This window comes from Paenibacillus sp. MAH-35, assembly GCF_058135425.1.
This window is the reverse complement of sequence record NZ_JBYUPU010000036.1, coordinates 19,491-38,978: the sequence shown is the minus strand read 5'-3', so window position 1 is coordinate 38,978 and position 19,488 is coordinate 19,491. Positions and strand designations below refer to the sequence as shown.

Annotated in this window: 15 protein-coding genes; 3 read left to right on the top strand and 12 right to left on the bottom strand. The window is 55.7% G+C overall.

Translation table 11 applies throughout. The annotated features are described in order from the left end of the window. Nucleotides 1-29: 29 nt before the first annotated feature. From AC3Y2E_RS26905 to AC3Y2E_RS26895, 3 genes are all read right to left on the bottom strand, one after another. Nucleotides 30-2,321, bottom strand: a complete 2,292-nt coding sequence (locus tag AC3Y2E_RS26905; protein WP_379215949.1) for a DUF4838 domain-containing protein — start codon at nt 2,319-2,321, stop codon at nt 30-32. 206 nt (nt 2,322-2,527) lie between these two features. After that, on the bottom strand, nt 2,528-3,400 hold the full coding sequence (locus AC3Y2E_RS26900) for a sugar phosphate isomerase/epimerase family protein (protein WP_379215947.1): 873 nt from the start codon (nt 3,398-3,400) through the stop codon (nt 2,528-2,530). A 25-nt stretch (nt 3,401-3,425) separates the two neighbouring features. Then, a complete protein-coding gene (locus AC3Y2E_RS26895; RefSeq protein WP_379215945.1) occupies nt 3,426-4,625 on the bottom strand; it encodes a Gfo/Idh/MocA family protein in 1,200 nt (399 codons plus the stop codon). Nucleotides 4,626-5,007: 382 nt separating this feature from the next. On the opposite strand from AC3Y2E_RS26895, the gene AC3Y2E_RS26890 reads away from it, so the two are divergent. Then, nucleotides 5,008-5,709, top strand: a complete 702-nt coding sequence (locus AC3Y2E_RS26890; protein WP_190928936.1) for an AraC family transcriptional regulator — start codon at nt 5,008-5,010, stop codon at nt 5,707-5,709. 142 nt (nt 5,710-5,851) lie between these two features. Here the strand turns inward: AC3Y2E_RS26890 and AC3Y2E_RS26885 are convergent, their stop codons facing one another. Continuing rightward, on the bottom strand, nt 5,852-6,106 hold the full coding sequence (locus AC3Y2E_RS26885) for a hypothetical protein (RefSeq protein WP_190928935.1): 255 nt from the start codon (nt 6,104-6,106) through the stop codon (nt 5,852-5,854). Between the two features lie 27 nt (nt 6,107-6,133). Beyond that, the gene (locus AC3Y2E_RS26880) at nt 6,134-7,324 is read right to left on the bottom strand and encodes an NAD(P)/FAD-dependent oxidoreductase (RefSeq protein WP_379215942.1); all 1,191 of its coding nucleotides are present in this window, start codon (nt 7,322-7,324) and stop codon (nt 6,134-6,136) included. Nucleotides 7,325-7,765: 441 nt separating this feature from the next. On the opposite strand from AC3Y2E_RS26880, the gene AC3Y2E_RS26875 reads away from it, so the two are divergent. Together AC3Y2E_RS26875 and AC3Y2E_RS26870 are read left to right on the top strand one after the other, a co-directional pair. After that, on the top strand, nt 7,766-8,701 hold the full coding sequence (locus AC3Y2E_RS26875) for an NAD(P)/FAD-dependent oxidoreductase (RefSeq protein WP_223836685.1): 936 nt from the start codon (nt 7,766-7,768) through the stop codon (nt 8,699-8,701). Nucleotides 8,702-8,884: 183 nt separating this feature from the next. Beyond that, entirely contained in the window at nt 8,885-9,136 is a 252-nt protein-coding gene (locus tag AC3Y2E_RS26870) for a hypothetical protein (protein WP_379215940.1), read from the top strand. A 28-nt stretch (nt 9,137-9,164) separates the two neighbouring features. Here AC3Y2E_RS26870 and AC3Y2E_RS26865 read toward each other — a convergent pair whose 3' ends face one another. From AC3Y2E_RS26865 to AC3Y2E_RS26835, 7 genes are all read right to left on the bottom strand, one after another. Further along, the gene (locus tag AC3Y2E_RS26865) at nt 9,165-10,769 is read right to left on the bottom strand and encodes a response regulator transcription factor (protein ID WP_379215938.1); all 1,605 of its coding nucleotides are present in this window, start codon (nt 10,767-10,769) and stop codon (nt 9,165-9,167) included. Nucleotides 10,770-10,775: 6 nt separating this feature from the next. Next, nucleotides 10,776-12,575, bottom strand: coding sequence for a cache domain-containing sensor histidine kinase (locus AC3Y2E_RS26860; RefSeq protein WP_379215936.1), 1,800 nt, complete (start codon nt 12,573-12,575; stop codon nt 10,776-10,778). After that, nucleotides 12,572-13,969 (bottom strand): extracellular solute-binding protein, encoded by a 1,398-nt coding sequence (locus tag AC3Y2E_RS26855; RefSeq protein ID WP_379215934.1) that lies wholly within the window; start codon nt 13,967-13,969, stop codon nt 12,572-12,574. Before AC3Y2E_RS26855 ends, AC3Y2E_RS26860 begins: the two co-directional genes overlap by 4 nt. Before the next feature lie 133 nt (nt 13,970-14,102). Beyond that, nucleotides 14,103-14,930: a carbohydrate ABC transporter permease gene (locus tag AC3Y2E_RS26850; RefSeq protein WP_379215932.1), complete on the bottom strand. Its 828-nt coding sequence runs from the start codon at nt 14,928-14,930 to the stop codon at nt 14,103-14,105. Continuing rightward, nucleotides 14,927-15,814 carry a carbohydrate ABC transporter permease gene (locus tag AC3Y2E_RS26845; RefSeq protein ID WP_379215930.1) on the bottom strand — a complete coding sequence of 296 codons (888 nt, stop codon included), beginning with the start codon at nt 15,812-15,814 and terminating at the stop codon, nt 14,927-14,929. The genes AC3Y2E_RS26850 and AC3Y2E_RS26845 overlap by 4 nt, the downstream gene beginning before the upstream one ends. 124 nt (nt 15,815-15,938) lie before the next feature. Next, nucleotides 15,939-17,285 carry an extracellular solute-binding protein gene (locus AC3Y2E_RS26840; protein WP_379215927.1) on the bottom strand — a complete coding sequence of 449 codons (1,347 nt, stop codon included), beginning with the start codon at nt 17,283-17,285 and terminating at the stop codon, nt 15,939-15,941. A 1,215-nt stretch (nt 17,286-18,500) separates the two neighbouring features. Further along, a complete protein-coding gene (locus AC3Y2E_RS26835) occupies nt 18,501-19,394 on the bottom strand; it encodes a phosphotransferase (RefSeq protein WP_379215925.1) in 894 nt (297 codons plus the stop codon). Nucleotides 19,395-19,488: the final 94 nt, after the last annotated feature.

The window sequence follows — 19,488 nt, the reverse complement described above, 5'->3', positions numbered from 1 at the left end:
GCAAATTTACCTGCGGCTGCCTCCGTCGTTTATTGCCTGACCGCGATGATCCGGTCCACGTACAGATTGGCGATGGCGCTGGAGTTCGGCGGAGCCAGCCAGAAATAACGGTTGGGCTGGTTCGGATTGTACTCGTATACCCACGGAAATTCCACGAAGCTGTAAGCACCGTCGGCTACATGAGCATAATCCATCGACGTCCGGCCTCCACCCGAAGGAGAATTGAAGCCGTAGTTAAATGCGATCGTTCCGGGCAAGCCGGTACCCGGATCTACACGGACGTTCGCGTACAATTTCCACTGGCCTTCGCGGGGCAGGACCGTATCGTGCAATTGAATGGCCCACTGATTCGTGCTCCCCTTCACCTTGGCCGCTGCTTGATCGGAAGCGGCCGCATCGCTTACGAGCGTTGTCCCTGCAGGTTCGTATAGCCAGAACATATGATCCTGGAAGTCCATCCAATCCGAATCGGGCAACCCGCTAACAAAGTCCGGGATCGTCGGAAGCGTCCGGCGTATATCGATCAGGCGGTACAACGATTCCATCGTACCCTTGCTCTTATAATTGATAATATCGGCCGTGTACGTTTTAAACCGGGCATAACGGTTATCGTAATCGGGGTCCCATTGGATATTCCGTTTGCGCGCTTCGCTCATATAATCAACGTATCGCATCAGGATCGTATAGTCCACCTCGATGCGCGTCCGCTGCACATGATTCAACGATACCGGATCGTTCGTCGCTGCCACAGCCTGGTCAAATAATCCGTCGATTTGACGCATCAGATCAAACGAAAGAAAAGGAGACGTGATGGGTGTAGAGATCGTAAGCGTAGAGTCGCTTTGCTCGAACGCCTCATGCAGCAGCGTAATGTACTGGCTGATGTACGGCGCGGCGTCTCCATAATACCCATTAACAAATTCGTCGATCAGCTCGCGGTAATCCTGATCCGGATTCCAGAGCAGCCGGGCGCCGACCCATGCGCGCAGATCGGTAAGTCCCGTACTGATCGGTGCGGTATTGCCGACAATATGCTCTCCGAAGTAACCTTTGACCGCAGGGAGGGTCGCCAAATACTGGATCGTTTCGCTCATCGCATATAGACTCGGATAAGGCATCAGATAGCCGCCGCCCGAAAAGTCCATGATATAGTCCCAAAACAAAATATTGTCCGACATTTGCGCCCATTGTTCGATATTCGCTTTGGAAAAGCTGTTTTTGGGGTCATTCAGCGCCCGGCCGTGATCTTTATAGATCGGGGCGAACGTAATGACTACATTATCCGGCAAAGTCATACCGGTCGGGGCCTCTTCCGTAAACATGTAAGCAAGCGTACCGATCCGCGCATCCGGAATTTCCGTCTTCACCCGGGTCGCAATATCGCCGACCATATCCATAACTGGCGCGGCAAGCGAGCCTCCGTGCTGGTTGGCGAACGCCAGAGAGTCCGGGTCCGGATTCCAGGTCGTGTCCTCTTGGCTGAAGCCGTAGGAAGCGTCTTTTCCCTCATTGACCCTTTGGGTAATGAGCTGGACCAGATTGCCGGCCGCGATACTGCGAACGCTTTCATTCATCGCCAGCAGTTGGTTTCCATGGTGATATTGAGTTTGCGGCACGATCTTTTTGAAGTTGTGCACGTCATAAGGCCAATAGGAGGACCAGCTGTCCAGCCAAGGTTCCGACTGAGGAACATGGATAGACCGGTCGCGATACTTCCCGTTCAGTAAATTATGGGCGCGGTATTGCTCATTATTGCCGTCATTGACGTACATTTCGCGGTATTCAAAGCGCGGCACCTGCACGTCGTTCGTGACACGGAGACGCAAGTTCGGGTTGGTCGGCACGAACGTATAGGAAGGCGAATACCATTTGACCCCGACATAATAATCCAGAAAATAGTTGACTCCATACATCGTTCCGCGCGGATCGCTGCCCGCGATGATGATGTACCGCTGGGCGGCGCGGATGACAAAGCCGTCCTCCCCAAGCGAATCTCCCGCCAGTTCCGGAACGAGATTCTCGGTCAACGCGTTTCTCCCGACGACAAATAGCGGACCGGCCGGCGGAGTCGTACCTTCGGACAGCTGAAAAGGCGCTCCGGTGACCTGGGTCAAATAATTTACCAGCTCTTGAGCGGCATGGCGTTCGATCGCATCGGCATTGGAGCTGACGAAGACGCCGTATTTCCCTTTTCCGTTGCTCGCCAGCATCATCTGGTTCCCCTGTCCGGTCATAGAGTCGGGCGCCGCGAACGTGAAGCTTTGCATCGTTACCACCACTAGAAGAAGAGACAATAACACTGACATCGATGTTCTAACCATCCGTATTCCTCCCGTTGTTCATAGTGAGACCCGCTTTCCTTCATAATCGCGATAGACGTATCCTGCTGCGCTCATGCCCTATGAGCCATCACCTCCATTCCGGCTCCGATTCTGTTGCTTCATCAAGGGGCGAGCGCAGTTGCTGCTGGAGATAGGGACACTGCCAGACGGAGAGACTTCACTTGCTGCGGCTAAGGCCGGTTCTTCTATACTTCGTCCCACACCCGTTTGGCGTACTCGAATCCTTGCCTTGTGGCGCTTCGGCATTCCTCTACGCCTTCGAACTCGATCGACATGCAGCCGTCGTATCCGGACTGCTTGATCAACCTCAGCACCTCGCGCAAGTTGATGTCGCCTTGGCCCACAATCGCACCGCGAAGCCAATTGCCTCCCGCCGTTGGAAACCAGCCGGGGCAAGCCGGGCCTGGGCTTCGGTCCGGCGTTCGGATATAGAAATCTTTCAGATGAACCATGGACGCAAGGGCTATATTATGTCTGACGCCGGTAAGCGGCAACTCGTCGACACATAGAAAATTGCCAATGTCGAGCGTAGTCCGGTAATTGTCGCGATTAACCTCATGGATCAAACGTTGCACCCTTTCGCTGGCCTGAACGTAATAGCCGTGGTTCTCTACACTCGTCGTAATTCCGTACGGAGCGGCGTAGTCGGCAATCGTGCGGCACGCTTCCGCCAGCTTCGGAAGATCGCGGTTGAAGTTGAGGACGGAAATGTCGCCGAGAGGACGCGATGCCACGTCATGACGCATCCGTTTCGCGCCAAGCCGCCGGGTTATCTCAACATGGCGTTTCACCCTGTCGATCGTCCGCTCATATTCCTGCTCATCGGCCGCAATGAAATTCGCACGGACGCAGTAGTTCGACACCTCAATCCCGGCCTGCCCCGCCTTGTCCCGAATCCGGTCTGCAAGCTCCGGCTGCTCCAGCAGATCGAATCCGACCGGAACGATCTCGACATGCTCCCCTCCAACTTCCGCAATCCACTCGATGGCATCCGTCACAGTCATTTCTCCGGATACGATCGCACCTTTCAAACTATACAAACTGATCCCCAATTTCATAAGCTTGCTTCTCTCCTTTGTCTTCCTACTGCAACCGCTTGTTTTTGGCAAAATCGGGGAAAAAGACCGGACTTCCGCCTCGTAATGCAGATTGCGCCGAAAGCGGCATGATGGAGCTGACGGCAACGGAATCGTACACATCGAAGTCGGGCCGGCGCTTCTCCACAACAGCGGTTGCGAATTCTTTCATGACAAAATAGTCGCCGAATCGGGCGGCCTGCACGGCCTGCTCCCGGTCGGTCTCGTCTCTCCACCACGGGTGTTCGAAAGTCCCGGCGTATTCGGACAGCTTGGACCAGGATACATTGCCCAGGTACGATTTTCCGGGTGTGCTGCCATCGAGCCAGATCAAGGGCTCCTCCACGGTGTCGCGGCCGGATACGAAGGCTCCCTTCGTTCCTTGCAGCTCGTAGGACAAGTAGTTGAAAGGCCGCGGGGACGAAAAATCGTTGCGCAAATAAATAACGGCTCCTTGTTTGGTGCGTATAAGCGACAAGCAGGAATCGCCTTGCTGCCAATAATCCATCCGGGCGCCGGGGTGATCCGGACCGAACACTTCCTTGAAATAGTCGCTTTGCGCCGCCGGCTTCGATACGATGGTCGTCATATAATCAAAGGCATCCCCCCTATTGATGCCAAGCCACTGCGATACCGGTCCGAGCGAATGGGTCGGGTAATTGTTGCCGTTGAACTTGCGCATCATCTCCCCCCTCCACTTCAATTCCCCCCGGTCATCGTGAGTGGCTGTCCGGACATCATGGATGTAACCGCACTCCGCATGGGTCAACTCCCCGAAGGCTCCGGATTCGGCCATAGTCCGCACCATCATGTTCGTCCGGGTGTAGCAGAAGTTTTCGGCTAACATGTAGACGGCCCCCGTCCGCTCGACCGTCTGGACCAGCTCCCAGCATTCTTCTATCGTTTGCGCGGATGCAACTTCACATAGCACATGCTTGCCGGCATTCATCGCTTGAATCGACTGGCTGGCATGAACCTCCATCGGCGTGGCCAGCAGCACCGCATCGATATCGCCATCGTCGAGCAGGTGCTCGAAGCTTGTGAACGTGCGGATATCCGGATACTGCCGCTTCCATTTGGCAAACACCTCTTCATTCAGATCGCATATGGCGCTCACTTCGACAAGTTCGGGTAAAAAATCGCAGCATTTGTGGTAGGCAAAACCGCGGTTCCCGCCTACTACAGCCAATCGCACTCGTTTGGTCATCCCGATCGCTCCTTTAACTCGATTCTTACTATGAATTATAAGAATTCAAGCCGGAATCGGAATGGAAAACAGTCAGGCCAATCTGTAAAAAACTCAGATCCGACTTTCTGACCCCATCGTCCCTATACGCTGCCGGAACAAGTGGGTTATAATCAGACACAGATCGCTCACGACCGCTGTAACCCAAAATCGATCAAGGGGGGAACGGTTTATGCAAAGCGCGCAAAGACAAAAGGGGAACTTTTCCAGCTATCTTGCCAATGTACAGACCGCTATTCTCAGATCTTCTTATCGGATGTTAGGTGCAGAGTGGAGTCATTCCAATTTGACATACGATTTCAACCTGTTGTATTACATGGTTTCCGGGAGATGCAAGATATGGGTGAACGGATCGGTCATCACGCCCACTTCCGGACAGCTCGTTCTGCTGCCGGCAGGTGCTACGATTTCCGCTTCATCGTATAACGGGGAAGTTTTCGGAAAGTATTATTGCCACTTTACATCCACGATCGGCGAAACCCGCCTGTTCGATTTGCTGGAGCTGTCGCTATTGATCGATGTGGAGGATAAACCGCTCATGGGTGAGCTGTTCCGGGAGCTGAACGAATCGCATAACGGCAATGGCATGACCTCTCTTCTGCGCGCCAAAGCGACGTTATTGCAACTGATTTGTTATTGTATAGAGAAAAGTCCGAAGCTGATCATTAACGATTCCGGTCATCTGGACGTGCAGCGGATTACCCGGGTGCTGGAATATATCAACTTGCATCTGGCGCAAAAATTGTCCGTAGACGAGCTTGCGAAGCTGGCCCATTTTCATCCCCGTTATTTCATAACGGTGTTCAAATCGATGACCGGTTTTTCCCCCATGCAATATATTGCCAAACTTCGCTACGACCGCGCTTGCACGCTGCTGCGGACAACCAACCTGAATATGAACGAGATTGCCGACCGGGTCGGGGTATTACCTGACTATTTCACGAAATTTTTCAAGCATCATGGCGGCGTTTCCCCGTCTGCGTACCGGATCGACTTCGCCACAGCGTTCCGTGAAACCGACTGGCAGGAGTATCGCCGACCGTAGTGCCGGGAGCGAGGCTGGGCTGCCGGGTTTATGTCCGCGGGATGTTGATGGGCGTCTGCAATGCAAATAACCTTCATCAGAGATGAAGGTTACCCGTACGTATGGAAGCCTGTTGAAGATTCAACAGGCTGGCTGAGTAGTCTCAATCGTCGTCCTCGTCATCGCCTTCGGCGAGCCGGCGCAAATATTCTTCGTCCGCCCGGTCGCGGGCGCGGCCTTTTTCCTTAAGCCGTTCGATGGCTGGCATGATGAGCAAGTCGACTTCTTTTTGCACGGTGTAGGCGAGATCGTACCGGTTTTGCGACTCGAGATACGATCCGACTTCCATCAGCGCGTTATACCGATCCAATTCCTCACGGGTGAGCAACCCCCGTACCTGAACGCTGCAATGTCTCACGGGCCAACGCCTCCCGGTTCATAACGATTAGAACTTTCCTTTGCGCAGTACGAGCGAGATGCCTCCGATAATGTACAAATACCGCATGTCGATCAGCTTCTTCATCATTGCGGCGGTGCCGCCCTTCAGCTTCTTGCCGAAGACGATCCCGATCGCTTCGCCTTTGCCGAGCGAGGCGACGACGCCTTTGTTGTCGAACTTGAACTCGCGCAGCGGCTGGTTCCGGATCGACGCGACCAGGTTGTAAGCGCACGTGACGCCTTGCTGCATCGCAATCTGGGCCGTAGGCGGGTAAGGCCTGCCTTGTTCGTTCATAATGAGGGAGCAGTCCCCGATAATGTACACATTCTCATACTGTTCCGTCCGCAAATACGAATCGACTTTTACCCGGCCGCGCATCGCCTCGAAGCCGGCCTGCTCGACGAGCCGGTTGCCGCGGATGCCGCCCGTCCAGACGACCGTGGACGACTTGATGTTCTCTCCGTTCGCCAGGACGACGCCTTCGGGTGTGCACTCCTTGATCGCCGTCGCAATTTTGAACGTAACGCCTTTGTCCGTAAGCACCTGCATCGCGTATTCGACCAGCTCCGGATCGAAGCCCGGAAGAGCGGTCGGAGCCGCTTCGATATTATAAATTTTGACGAGCGACGGATCGACGTCGAATTCTTTGCACAGCTTCGGAATCCGGTCGGCCAGCTCGCCGATGAATTCGATGCCTGTAAACCCGGCTCCGCCGACGACGAACGTCAAATAATCTTTGCGTTCCGGCTCGCGCTTGAACTTGGCGAACTGGTATTCAATATGCTCCCGGATCAGCCGGACGCTGTTGATGCTGCGAATATTGAAAGCAAACTCCTGAAGTCCCGGGATGCCGAACGTTTCCGATTCTCCGCCCAGGCCGATGACGAGATAGTCGTAGGACAGCGTGCCGTCTTCGAGAATAACCTTTTTCTCCTGGGGCTTAATTTGAACGACGGTCGACTTGACGAAATCAATCTTGAACTCATCGATCAGTTTCGATATGCTGACGCGGGCATTTTCCGGATTGTCCGTACCTGCCGCAGGCATATGAAGATGAGTTGTGATATAATGATAATCGTGCTTGTTGACCAGCGTGACATTCGCCTCGTTATAATTGAGCTCTTTCTGCAGTCGGAGAGCGGTCAGCACCCCGCCATAGCCTGCACCCAATATGACGATTCTTGGAACTGTACTCATCTCGTATCCCTTCCATATCCGGTTTGTTGGCTGTCGGATAGCTGTGAAAAATTACACAAGCGTTGTCAGACAAAGCTCAGTTCAAGCTTTCCAGACGCCGACTGTTCATGCAACCTCACGCACACCGTCAAGCTCTCTCTATATGACCCAAATTGCCGCAGCGGCAAGGCCGCTCGTACAATATTCGACAATACTTATCAATATTTGTTACCTGCAATCATATATCTTCCTATTGAAAATATCAAGCGACAAACTGTCTAAATTTTGTCGTTATTTGTGACAAAATCGCTTCCCTTCTGCACATTCCTTTGTTTATAATAAGTGGTGTGAGAAAATGTAACAAGGCTGTACAAAATGCTATGGAGGTGTCTTTTCGTGTCAGCGAATGTACAAAATCAAGGCGTGACGGATATTATCGTCATCGGCGGCGGGCCTGCCGGGATGTTTGCAGCATTTTACGCAGGAATGCGCCAAGCTTCCGTAAAAATCATCGAGAGCATGCCGCAGCTAGGCGGACAGCTTGCAGCGCTTTATCCTGAAAAATATATTTATGATGTTGCGGGATTTCCAAAGGTGACTGCACAGGAGCTTGTGAACCGTTTGAATGAACAAATGAGCCATTTTCCGGTTGATGTCCGGCTGGAAGAGAAGGTTCTGAAAGTGACGAAGAAGGACGAGCGTCTGTTCGAGGTCGAGACCGATCAGGGCGTCCACCAATCCAAGGCGATCATCGTTACGGCCGGCGTCGGCGCTTTCGAGCCGCGGAAGCTGGATTTGCCGGAAGCGGCCAAATTCGAGAAAAAAAATCTGCATTACTTCGTAAGCGATCTGAACAAATTCGCCGGACAAAAGGTGCTGATCAGCGGCGGCGGCGACTCTGCGGTAGACTGGGCGCTGATGCTGGAGCCGATCGCCGAGAAAGTAACGCTCATCCACCGCCGCGACAAGTTCCGCGCTCACGAGCATAGTGTCGAGCTGCTGAAGCAGTCGAAGGTTGAGGTGGTTACGCCGGTTGAGATCGAAAGCTTGAACGGAACCGACAAGATCGAATCGGTTACGATTAAGGAAGTAAAATCCGGAGCGGCCAGCGTCATCCCGGTCGATGCGGTCATCGTCAACTTCGGCTTCGTCTCCTCGCTCGGACCGATTGCCGAATGGGGCTTCGAGATCGAGAACGGCTCGATTATTGTCGACTCCCGTATGGAGACGTCGATTCCCGGCATCTTCGCCGCAGGCGACATTACCACTTATCCGGGCAAGCTGAAACTGATTGCGGTCGGGTTCGGAGAAGCGCCTACCGCGATCAACAACGCCAAGGTATACATCGATCCGGATGCGAAGCTTTCCCCGGGCCACAGCAGCAACATGAAGTTTTAATATAGCACGCTTAGAAGCGCTCCGCGGCCATCCGCGCGGGCGCTTTTTTTCGCGTTCCGCATCCGCCCGAATAGGTTTCGCCGTGCGGAGGAAACCTATGGGCGGATTAGGATCGGGATTTTCCGATAACGGGACGTTGATCATGCGCGATCAAGATGTCCCAACCGGAAAGGAGAATGGCAGATGTCCTCGTTATGCCCTTACTGCAACGGAATGACCGCTCTCAACCTGCAATGCCCGCAATGCGGAAACCGTTTGTTCGACGGCGGCCGCCTCGACGACTACCTCGGCCCGTATTCGCCTTATCGCGCCATCGACGACCTGAAACTCACGAACGGATACCCCGATCTGGACCGGCGGCTGTGCGTGCACCAGACCTATTGCGAGAGCTGCGGCTACAGGCAGGAGGTGCAGGCGGAAGAATGGCTGACATAACGCCTTGAATCCTTCCGTTCATCGGCCGTCAGCCATCCGCCTCGCCTGCCGCATGGCGCTCCCGAAATTCCGTCGGCGTCATTCCCTCGTATTTATGGAACACCTTCGTAAAATAGCGGCGTTCCGCATATCCTACTTTATTTCCGATCGACGTGACGCTTTTGCCGGTCATCACGAGCAGCGACTTGGCCTGCTCCATCCGCTGCCGGGTCAAATATTCGACGAACGTCTCCCCGAACTGCTGCTTGAACAGCAGGCTGAAATAGCTGCAGCTGATGCCGAGATAATCGGCAACCTCTTCGATTCCGAGATCGCTGGACATATGCCGCTGAATATAGTCCTTGGCCGACACCATCAGCACTTCGCCCGTTTTCTTCGCCAGTCCGGCGTTCATGCAGGCGGTTGTCAGCCCGTCGATCGTATCGAGCAGCTCCTTTACGCAGACGCTTTTCTCCAGCTTCGCCCATACCGCTTCTTCCTGTTCGCCCTCAAGCAGCCCGATCTCCCGCATCTCCCGCATCAGATGAAGCACGACGAAGTGCAGCATCTGCTCGCCGCGCAGCACCGAAAATGCGAGGATCGCCTTCACGCCGGCATGAAGCCCCTGTGTCGCCTGTTCGACCTTGGCTCTGTCCTTCGTCTTCAGACCCGCAACCAGCTCGTCGAGCACGCTCCAGAGCGGCTCGTTCGTCTCGCCTCCGTCTCCGGCTCCGTCCACGAACACCACATGCTGTTTCCCCGGCGACAGTTGAAGGGACCGCTGTACGCATTTATAAGCTTCCGCCAAACGCTCCATCGGTACCGGCGACGCGAAGATGCCGATACTGACCGTCAGCTTGGCGTACTGTTCGACAGCCGCCTGCAGCGAGTGCGACCAGACACGGATCTGTTCCGTTCCGGGAATCGCGCGGTCCGGACGATGCTCGAGGAGCAGGCACCATTCGCCTTCGCGGGTTTGCAGCACCGCGTAAGCCTGTTCATCAGGAAGCAGCGCCTCCTGCAGCACGTTGCGGACCGCGAAATTCCATAGCTTCCGCTCCCGTTCGCTCCACGGCCGGGCGATTTGCGAATAGCCGTCCAGATCGGCGATGAGCAGCGTATAAGCGGGTTGGTCCGGCAGCTCGCCTTCCTCGGGAAGCAGATGCAGCGAGCAAACCGACGTATAGTCGAGCAGAACGTCATGCAGCATTTTCTCATAAGCGAGGCTGGACAGCCGCTTCCACGTCTTCTCTTCCTTCAGCCGTTCCATCCGCTTCTCCCGGATTTGCAGGGCGAGCCTTTCCACAATCTGCCGGAGCTCCTCGTAATCGATCGGCTTCAGAATGAAGTCTTTGGCGCCGTATTTGACCGCCGAACGGGCGTAGTCAAACTCCTGGAAACCGGTCAGCATCACGACCTCGCCCTCGTACTTTTGCTCCTGCAGCCATTTCAGCAGCGCGATCCCGTCCATAACCGGCATCCGGATATCGGACAGGATAAGGTCGGGAGCAAACTCCCCGACCAGTTCCATCGCCTTCACCCCGTTCGTCGCCATCCCGACGACGCCGATGTTCAGCTCCTCCCAAGGAATAACCGTCTGCAAGTTGCGCATAATGTTGATTTCGTCGTCGACGAGCAGCGCCTTTAGTTGCATCGCTTGTCACCCCGCCTCGTATTTCGGTATCGTCAAGCGAATGATCGTGCCCTTCCCTTCCTCGCTGCAAATGAACAAGCCGTACCGGCTGCCGTAATGAATCCGGGTCCGGTCCGCCACGTTCGGCAGGCCGAGGCCGACCCGCTCTTCGTCCGGTTTGCCGGACTCGGCCGCACTCCCCGTGCCGGGTATCTGCTCCGGCGTCTTATAGCGGAAACGCGACAGCGTGCCGTCCGCCATCCCCGCCCCGTTATCTTCCACGAACCAAACGATGCTGTCTCCCCGTTCCTCAGCCCGGACCCGGATCAGACCGCCCTGCTCCATCCGGTCGAAGCCGTGCTGGATGCTGTTCTCCACCAGCGGCTGCAGCGTCAGCTTCAGGATGGAATAGGACGCCAGCTCGGCAGGCACGTCGATCTCGTAGTCGAACAGCTTTTCGAACCGGTAGCTCTGGATCTGCAAATAGTTGCGCAAATGGTCCAGCTCCATCGAGATCGGAATTTCCTCCCGCTGGCTGAAGCTGATACGGAGAATCGTACCGAGCCGCTGCACGAGCTGGCTCACTTTGCGTCCTTCGTTCTGGGCCGCGAGCGCATTGATCGATTCCAGCGTGTTGAACAGAAAATGCGGCTTGATCTGCGCCTGCAGCACCATCAGCTCGGCCTTCGTCTTGCGCCGCTGCTCCAGCTTGACCTCCTCAAGCAGCGCTCCGATCCGCGATACGAGGGAATTGAAGCCTCGCGCCAGCACAGCCGTCTCGTCCGTCGCCCTCGTCTGTACGCGTATGTCGAGATCGCCGATCTCGGCCCGCTTCATCGAGCTGACGACGCGGAGAATGAAGCGGATGTTCCGGTGAACGAACAGCAGGTTGAAGAGCAGCGCGCACAGCAGGCAAAACGCCGTAATCGCGGCGATCCATTGCAGCAGCAGCACTGTCGTCCCGGACAGCGCCGCCCAAGGCGTCACCGATACGAGCGTCCAGTTCATCGAGCCGAGATCGCGCAGTTCCAGATGATGGACCGATACGACGCTTTCGACGCCGCCGAACGTCATCTTCCCGCTGTCGTATCCCGCCGACAGGTCGAACTTCCTCTCCGTCTGCTCGAAGATCACGCTGCCGTCCAGCAGCTTCATATTGTCGACCATCACGACGCCGCTGCCGTCCACGATCATAAACCGGATCTCCTTGCGGGGCCCCGTCCCGAAGAAGTTGAAAATTTTGTCCAGCTCCTGAAACTGCAGCTGCTGCACGAGAATGCCCTTGTTGTCGATCGTATATTTATCGTTGACGATCCGGATCTGCGTGAACAGCCGCCCGTCTCCCGTCAGCTCCGGCAGCTCGTGCGGGCCGATCCATTTGGACAAACCGTTCAGCCGCTTCACTTCCTCATAGACCGGATGCCGGATCAACTCCTCGAACGATATGAGCTTGTGGCCGATTTTGCCATCGCCGAATCCTTGCCCGCGTAAATTGTACAGCACGGCGGAATATACCGGCGGATACGACAAAAACGTCCGCTGCAGCAGCCGGTTGTACTCGGCCAGCTCGATCCAGTCGACAGTCTCCTTCTCCTTAAGCGCCGCCTGAACGTCCTGCTGCAGCATATGCGCTTCGGAGAAATAGTTCGCTTCCTTGAGCATGTACGTAATGTTGCGTCCGACCGCCTTCAGCGTAAATTCCGACTGCTCCGCGAAATTTTCCTCAATAATATGCTGGGAGACGGTATACGTGATGACGCCGAGAACGAATAACGGAACGACGATAAAAGCCAAAAACGCTGTAAATACTTTTTTGCGGAGATTCATCCGATCAACCTGCTTCCGCCTGACGAACCCGGGGATGTCTCCAACCGTGCGGACGGTCCTGTGCCGCCGCCGTACCGGTCCTGAACCGGTTTATGCAGCTCCCGGTTGGCGTTGTCCTGTGCCTGCTGCACACGCTCCAGCAGCTGGATCGCCGTCGTTTTACCGCCGATCAGCTCCTGCATCCCGGTTTCGAGCGCTTCCCGCACCTTCGCCTGCACGATCGAGTCGAACGCCGGAAACGTCCGTGTGTCAGCCGCCTTCAGCAGCTCGCCGACGATCGGACGGACGCCGGACAGATCGGCCAGCTTCATCGCCGGCAGGATGCCGACCTCGGCAAGCTGCCGCTTCTGCATCTCCTCGCTGAACATGATCCGGATAAACGCTTTTACGGCCTCCAGCTCCTTGGCGTTCAGATGGGCGGAGAAGCCGTACCCGTTCGAGTAGCTGGCATTGATCGTCCCGTCCCCGGGCCCTCCCATGCTCGGAAAGTTAAAAAAGCCGACATCGTCCTCGACGACCGACCTGCCCGGAGCCGCGAGCCCCGAATTCGCCCAGCTGCCGTCGAACACCATCGCCGCCTCTCCCTGACGGAACGCGGTCTGCTGATCCGCATATTTCAAACCCAGACTATGCTCGGGAAAATATCCTTTCTGAACGAGCTTCTCATACCGCTTGAACGCTTCGGCTACGTCCGGATCGGTCCATTTTTTCGTGCCGTCCACGAAGCCCGGCACCGAACCGGTTCCCGCCATACGCACCCACATCGTATTCATCATCATATTGATCACCCAGGCGTCGGCAGAGGCGAGGGCGAATGGAGTGATGCCTTGGGCATGCGCTTTTTCCGCAACGGCCAGCAGCTCCTCCCATGTCGCCGGCACCTGGGCGCCGAGCTCGCGGAACAGCCGTTTGTTGTAAAACACCCCTTCGACGAAGCCGGCCGTCGGCAAGCCGTATATTTTCCCATTCACCGAAAATTCATCAAGATTGAAAAACTGCTCCTTCAAGCCGAGCTCGCTTAAGATCGGCGTCAGGTCGAGCAGCCGGTTCGCCTTCGCGTATTTGTGCGTATCGGCCCCGCCGAACAGATCGAATATTTTCGGCGGCGCGCCCGCAGCCATCTCCGCCGGCAGCTTCTCGAAGCGGTGCACCTTGTCCTCCAGCCCTTCCATCTCCACCTTTAAGCCGGGAACGGCCGCTTCCATCCGGAAAGCGACGTCCTCCAGCATCTTCAGCCTCGGCCGCGCATCGTCGCGCACCTGCACATGACGCAGCGAGATCGTGAACGGCTGCGCCTGCTCCCCGGACTTCCTCCCGCTTTCGAAGCTGCAAGCGCTGCCAGCGATCGCAAGACCGAGTATGCAGGACAGCAGGACGGACGCTTTCCGGTTCATACGATCGATCCCCCTTGCCGCTTCTTCTCCTTTTATCATAGCCGATTCACCGCTCGTTGTCAGTCCGCCCCTCCCGGCGGTCAGCGAACCCGAAAGAGCCGGTGACGGGTAAACAGATAGCCTCCCGGCGCCTCTACCCTTTGACGCTGCCGGCCGTCACGCCCTCGATAATTTTACGCTGCAAAGCGGCGTAAACGATCATTACCGGAATGCAGCTGATCATAACCGATGCGCACAGCGCCCCATAGTTCATATTGAATTTGTCCATGAATTGCACGACCGCCACGGGAAGCGTCCGGAGGCTTTGGCTGGACAAAAACAAGTTGGCCATAATGTATTCGTTCCAATGGTTCATGAAATTGAGAATAAACACCGTTACGAGCGTAGGCGTGGTCAGCGGCAATACGATCCGGCCCAGCAAGCCGTACACGGTCAGCCCGTCCACGATGCCCGCCTCCTCCAGCTCCTTCGGCACCGATTTCAGAAACGCCGCGATGATGAATACGGACAGCGGAATCCCGAACGCCGTATAAGGGACGAGCAGCGCGAACGGCGTATTGTACAGCCCCATGTCTTTAATCATAATATACAACGGGATCAGCAGAGATACCGGCGGAATGAGCAGGGACAGCAGCAGGGCGCCGTACACGAGCTTGCTGACGTTCGGGAATTTCATCCGGGTGACTGCGTAAGCGATCCCTGTCGCGAGTAAAATCCCGATGATCGTAGACAGCCCGCTGACGTATAAACTGTTCAAAAAATACATGCCGATATGCGAGCTCGAAAAGGCGTTGACGTAGTTGTCCCACTGGAACGTCTCGGGCAAGCTCCACGGGCGGAGCACAATTTCGGAGTTGCCTTTGAACGACGAGTTAAACACGAACAGCAGCGGATACAGCACGACAGCGACGTACACGAGCAGCACGAGATGCGAGATCCATTTGGTCCGCTGCAGCGTCATCCGTATTCGACCTCCTCGCCCCTTCTCGTGATCAGGTGAAAAATAAGCGTCAGTACGCAGGTGAAGAGGAAAATGAGGATCGAGATCGCGTTGGCGTAACCGAACTGCGACATCGAATACGCCTGCTTGTACATATAGGTGCCCATAACCTCCGAGCTGCCGAACGGTCCGCCCGATGTCATGATCATCACGATATCCATCGCCTTCATCGCCCCCGTAATCGACAGCAGCATAATGACGAGGATGACCGGACGGATGAGCGGGATCGTCAAGTAACGCGCTTTGCGCCAGCCGACGGCGCCGTCGATCTCCCCGGCCTCCTGCATCTCTTTCGGGATGGCGAAGATAGCCGCGAGCACGAGAACGATATAAAAACCGGTCCACTGCCAAGCATTTGTGACGAGAATGGCAAGGAACGCGAAATTTTCTTCCCCGAGCCAACCGAGCGCCCACGATTCGAGTCCGACCGCGCGCAGCACCTGGTTGACGAGTCCGGCATCCGGATGATAAATAAACTTCCATATGACGCCGACGATGGCCGTCGAGAGCACGCTGGGCATAAACACCGTCGTTTTGTAAAAGTCGAGAAACCGCCGCACGCCGCTGACGAGAATCGACAAACCTACGATAACCGGAATTTGGATGAAGATGGAAAATAACACGAAGATGATGTTGTTTCGAAGCGCGATCAGAAACTTTTCGTCCCGGAACGCCTTTATAAAATTGTCCAAACCGTTAAACGTCGCTTCGTTGATGCCATTCCAGCTCGTCACCGAATATTTCAGCGAGCTGAACATCGGGACGACATAAAACGTCATGTACAGCGCCAGCGCCGGGAAAACAAACAACGCGTAAGCGAGCGGGTTGCGCAGCACTTTGTTCATGGCGGCCTCCTCAATCCGGCATAGGCCGGCGAGCCGGAAGCCACCGCAATCCCGTGACGCCCGGCTTGGCCGCTGCCTGTTTATTTTCGTTAGATGTAACGCAGCATCTCCGCTTCTGGCGGATTTATTTCGCTTTGTTCGCCTCGTCCTGCGCCTTCTGCATCGCCTCGGCCGCTTTGGCCGGCGTCACTTTGCCGCCGAGCAGCTCCTCCATCGTCGTCTCCAGTGTCTTCTTGACCGTCGCCTGCACAAGCGAGTCGAATGCCGGGAACGCGCCTTTTTTGGCGGCGACCTGCGTTTTCACCACATCGGCTACAAGCCCTTTCGTATCTCCGATATCCGCCAGCTTCATCGCCGGGATGCGGCCGGAGTTTTTCAGCTCGCGCAGCTGATTCGCTTCGTTGAAGTAGTTTTTGATGAACGCCTTGACCGCCTTCAGCTCGTTTTCGTTCAGTTTGCTGGAGAAGCCGTAGCCGTTGGAGAAACCGCCGTTGATCGTATCGTCGCCGGGACCGCCCATGCTCGGGAAGTTAAAGAAGCTGACGTTGTCCTTGATCGTCGACTTGTCGCCGGTGATGCCGGCGATCGCCCAGCTGCCGTCGAACAGCATCGCCGCTTGGCCGGTGTAGAATTTCGCCTGGCCGTCCGGGTAACGCATCGCGATTACATTTTTATCGATATAGCCGTTTTGCTTCATCTCCTCGAGCTTCTTGAACGCTTCAACGACCGGAGCGTCCGTCCATTTCGACGTGCCTTTGGCGAAATTTTCCTGAATCTGCGTACCGCCCAGCCGGACGAACAGCGTGTTCACCACCATGTTGATGACCCAGCCGTCGCCACCCCCGCCGCCCATCGCGATCGGAGTATACCCTTTGGCCTTCAGCGCTTCGTTCACTTTGAGGAATTCGTCCCACGTCTTCGGCACCTGTACGCCGGCGTCCGCGAACATTTTCGTGTTGTAGAAGAAGCCTTCGACGAAGCCCGCATCCGGCAAGCCGTAAATTTTGCCGTCCACCGTAAATTCGCTCAGGTTCATAAACTTGTCTTTCAGCCCGAGCTCGGCGAGGATCGGGGTCAGATCGAGCAGCCGCCCGGCCTTGGCGTAATTTCTCGTGTCGTCGCCGCCGAACAGGTTGAAGATCGGGGGCGGATTGCCCGCGGCCATCTCCGCCTTCAGCTTCTGGTCGCGGTTGACGACGTCATCCACCCCGTCCAGCTCGAACTTCAAGCCGGGCACCTGCGACTCGGTCGTTTTGACGACGTCCTGCAGCAGCGCCAGCGTGTTTTTGGACGTTTCCCGGACGTTGATATGACGGAGCGTCATTTTAAATTCTTTCGGCTTCTCCGTCTCGGCCGGTTTGGCTCCCGTCGCCGGAGCTTTTGGATCGGTTCCTCCGCTGCCGCAAGCCGCAGTCGTCGCTGCCATCGAGAGCGCCATCAGGGCGGTTAAGACGGTTTTCGTTTTCTTCATTAGAAGAGACCTCCTCGTTCGAGCGTCTAATTTGGATTCGCTTACAATTCAAATTATAGGAAGGATACCAAATTTCCAGTAGACGGACATTTCTCGAATCGGGGGATAAAAATCTCTACCGGAATATGCGCGGAGGCTGGTCCGGGCTGCCACTTCCGGGCTCTGCGGTGAGGGGGCCAGAGCTGTCATAGGGAGCCGGGCGGTACAGTTTTCCTGTGCCGCCACGGGAGCACGGGCTTTTGATCAAGTTAGGGGGTAAACTTGACTTCGTTTGGGCAGGAGAGGTGCCTGGGGAATGGGGGTGAGGCTAGTGCAGGTAGGGTGGGAACGCGGAGAGTACGGCTAGAGTGGGAGCGCGGCGAGTTGTGAGTTTGGGGAGTTTGGGGGTGCGGGGAGTTTGGCTAGAGCGAGAGTGCGGAGGTGCGGCGAATTGGAGTAAGGCGGGCTGAAGTTGGAGTTGCCGGAGGTATATAGGAGTAACCAGGAAATACTGTAGCAGAAACAAAGCAGGAGTGTAGGCGTAGGCGCAGGAGCGGCAGGAGTAACAGTAAAGGTGTAGTCTTAGGTGCAAGTGCGGCGGGGGCAGCAACAGGAGTGCAGGCTTAGGTGCAAGTGCGGCAGGAGTAACAGCGAAGGCACGGACAGGTGCAAAGCAGCGGACAATAGCAGTCTTTTGCAGCTCTTATTCCTCGCGAAATTGGGTCTCAGCCAAAATAAGAGCCTTTAGCGAGACTGTCGATTCATTGTGTAGAAGTGTTAGTAGGCCGTTCCAAGTGAAAAGTTACCTTCTTCTGCTCAGACAGGTTGTCCGGAATCCCTTGATTGAATAAGGATTGTAAGGTAGGGGATTCCAGACAAAACTCGCCAGAAGGTAATCTTTTCCCTTTCCACTTGGTTGTCCACATTGAATCGACAGCCTCTTTAGCAGCCGTTATTTGAAGCCTATCAGCCGGATTTGCAAAATTTGGCGAAAATATGAGTCCCTATCATATTCCAATCCAGTCCGGCACAGCCCGTCCATGCCCCCTCTAGCTCAGCCGTTGCCTGCAATAGAAAGCTAGCTTGCTCAGTCCCCCCTTGCCCGCCACGTCGCGCCGGACCGGCGGCTCCCGGGGCATGCCCCGTCTCCAGCTCCAACAAAAAAGCCTGCAGGAAGCCCGGTCAAGGCGCTTCTTGCAGACTTCTTTACAATCCCCCGACACCGGCGACCCTGGCCTAACCCTGGCCGGATATTGACGCCAGCAGCTCCTCCTTATGCTCCAAAGCATACTGGAGCAGCTTCCACATCGGCAGGACGCCCTCGTCGCCGTAACAGGGCATATACATCAGCTGCATAAAGACTGCTCCATCGAAGACGATTTCCTTTTCCCGCTCGCTTAGCGTCATCTGCGACAAATACCCGGCATAAAACGCCTTGGCGTTCGCCGAATCGAAGCGGATCGAGCCGTCCTCCTGAAAACGGACGAATTGGCAGATCAGCGGGTATCCTGCATCGATCAGCGGAGAGCCCGAGCCGGCATCGTCAAAATCAAGAAAAACAATACGTCCGTCATCCGCCCTCATCGCATTGTGAGGCCCGATGTCGGTATGGATGAACGATTGCCGGTACGCTTCGAAATCGGGCAAATCGTCCACGATCCGATCGTATTCCCGCTTGAACGGATAATCGTGAAACCTGTCGTACATGCCGGCAATCCGCTCCTTGACGTTCAAGCCCGACTCGTGCGGATAGTCGGCGATCGTATGCAGCAGCGCCGAAGCTTGGCCCAGATCGTATGCGTCTTCCGGGGTTTCCCGAAGCGGCTCCCCCTCGACGAACTCCATCAAGTACAGGAAGGTGTCGTCGTGCCGGACATACAGATCGGCCCCCATCGTCGTGCAGATCGAGGGCGACAGCTTCAGTCCGCGCCCTTGCATATGCAATAAAGCATGCGTATACTGCCGGATGCTTGCCTCCGGGAGCGACGGAGCGAACTGCTTCAGCGCAAACTTCCCTTCGCAGCATTCCACAATGTAGATCGAACGGCTCCCTTTGGATTCGATTTTACCGGCAATCCGAACGTCCCGAAGTCCCCATTGGTCCTGAAGTGTAAGCTTTACCGCTTCCATCCCTTCTCCTCCTTCTCTGGCCGTATCCAAATTGCTCTAGCTGCCGCAAACGTATCATATTCTTCTTCGTCGGATAACGTCCTTCTTCCTTCAT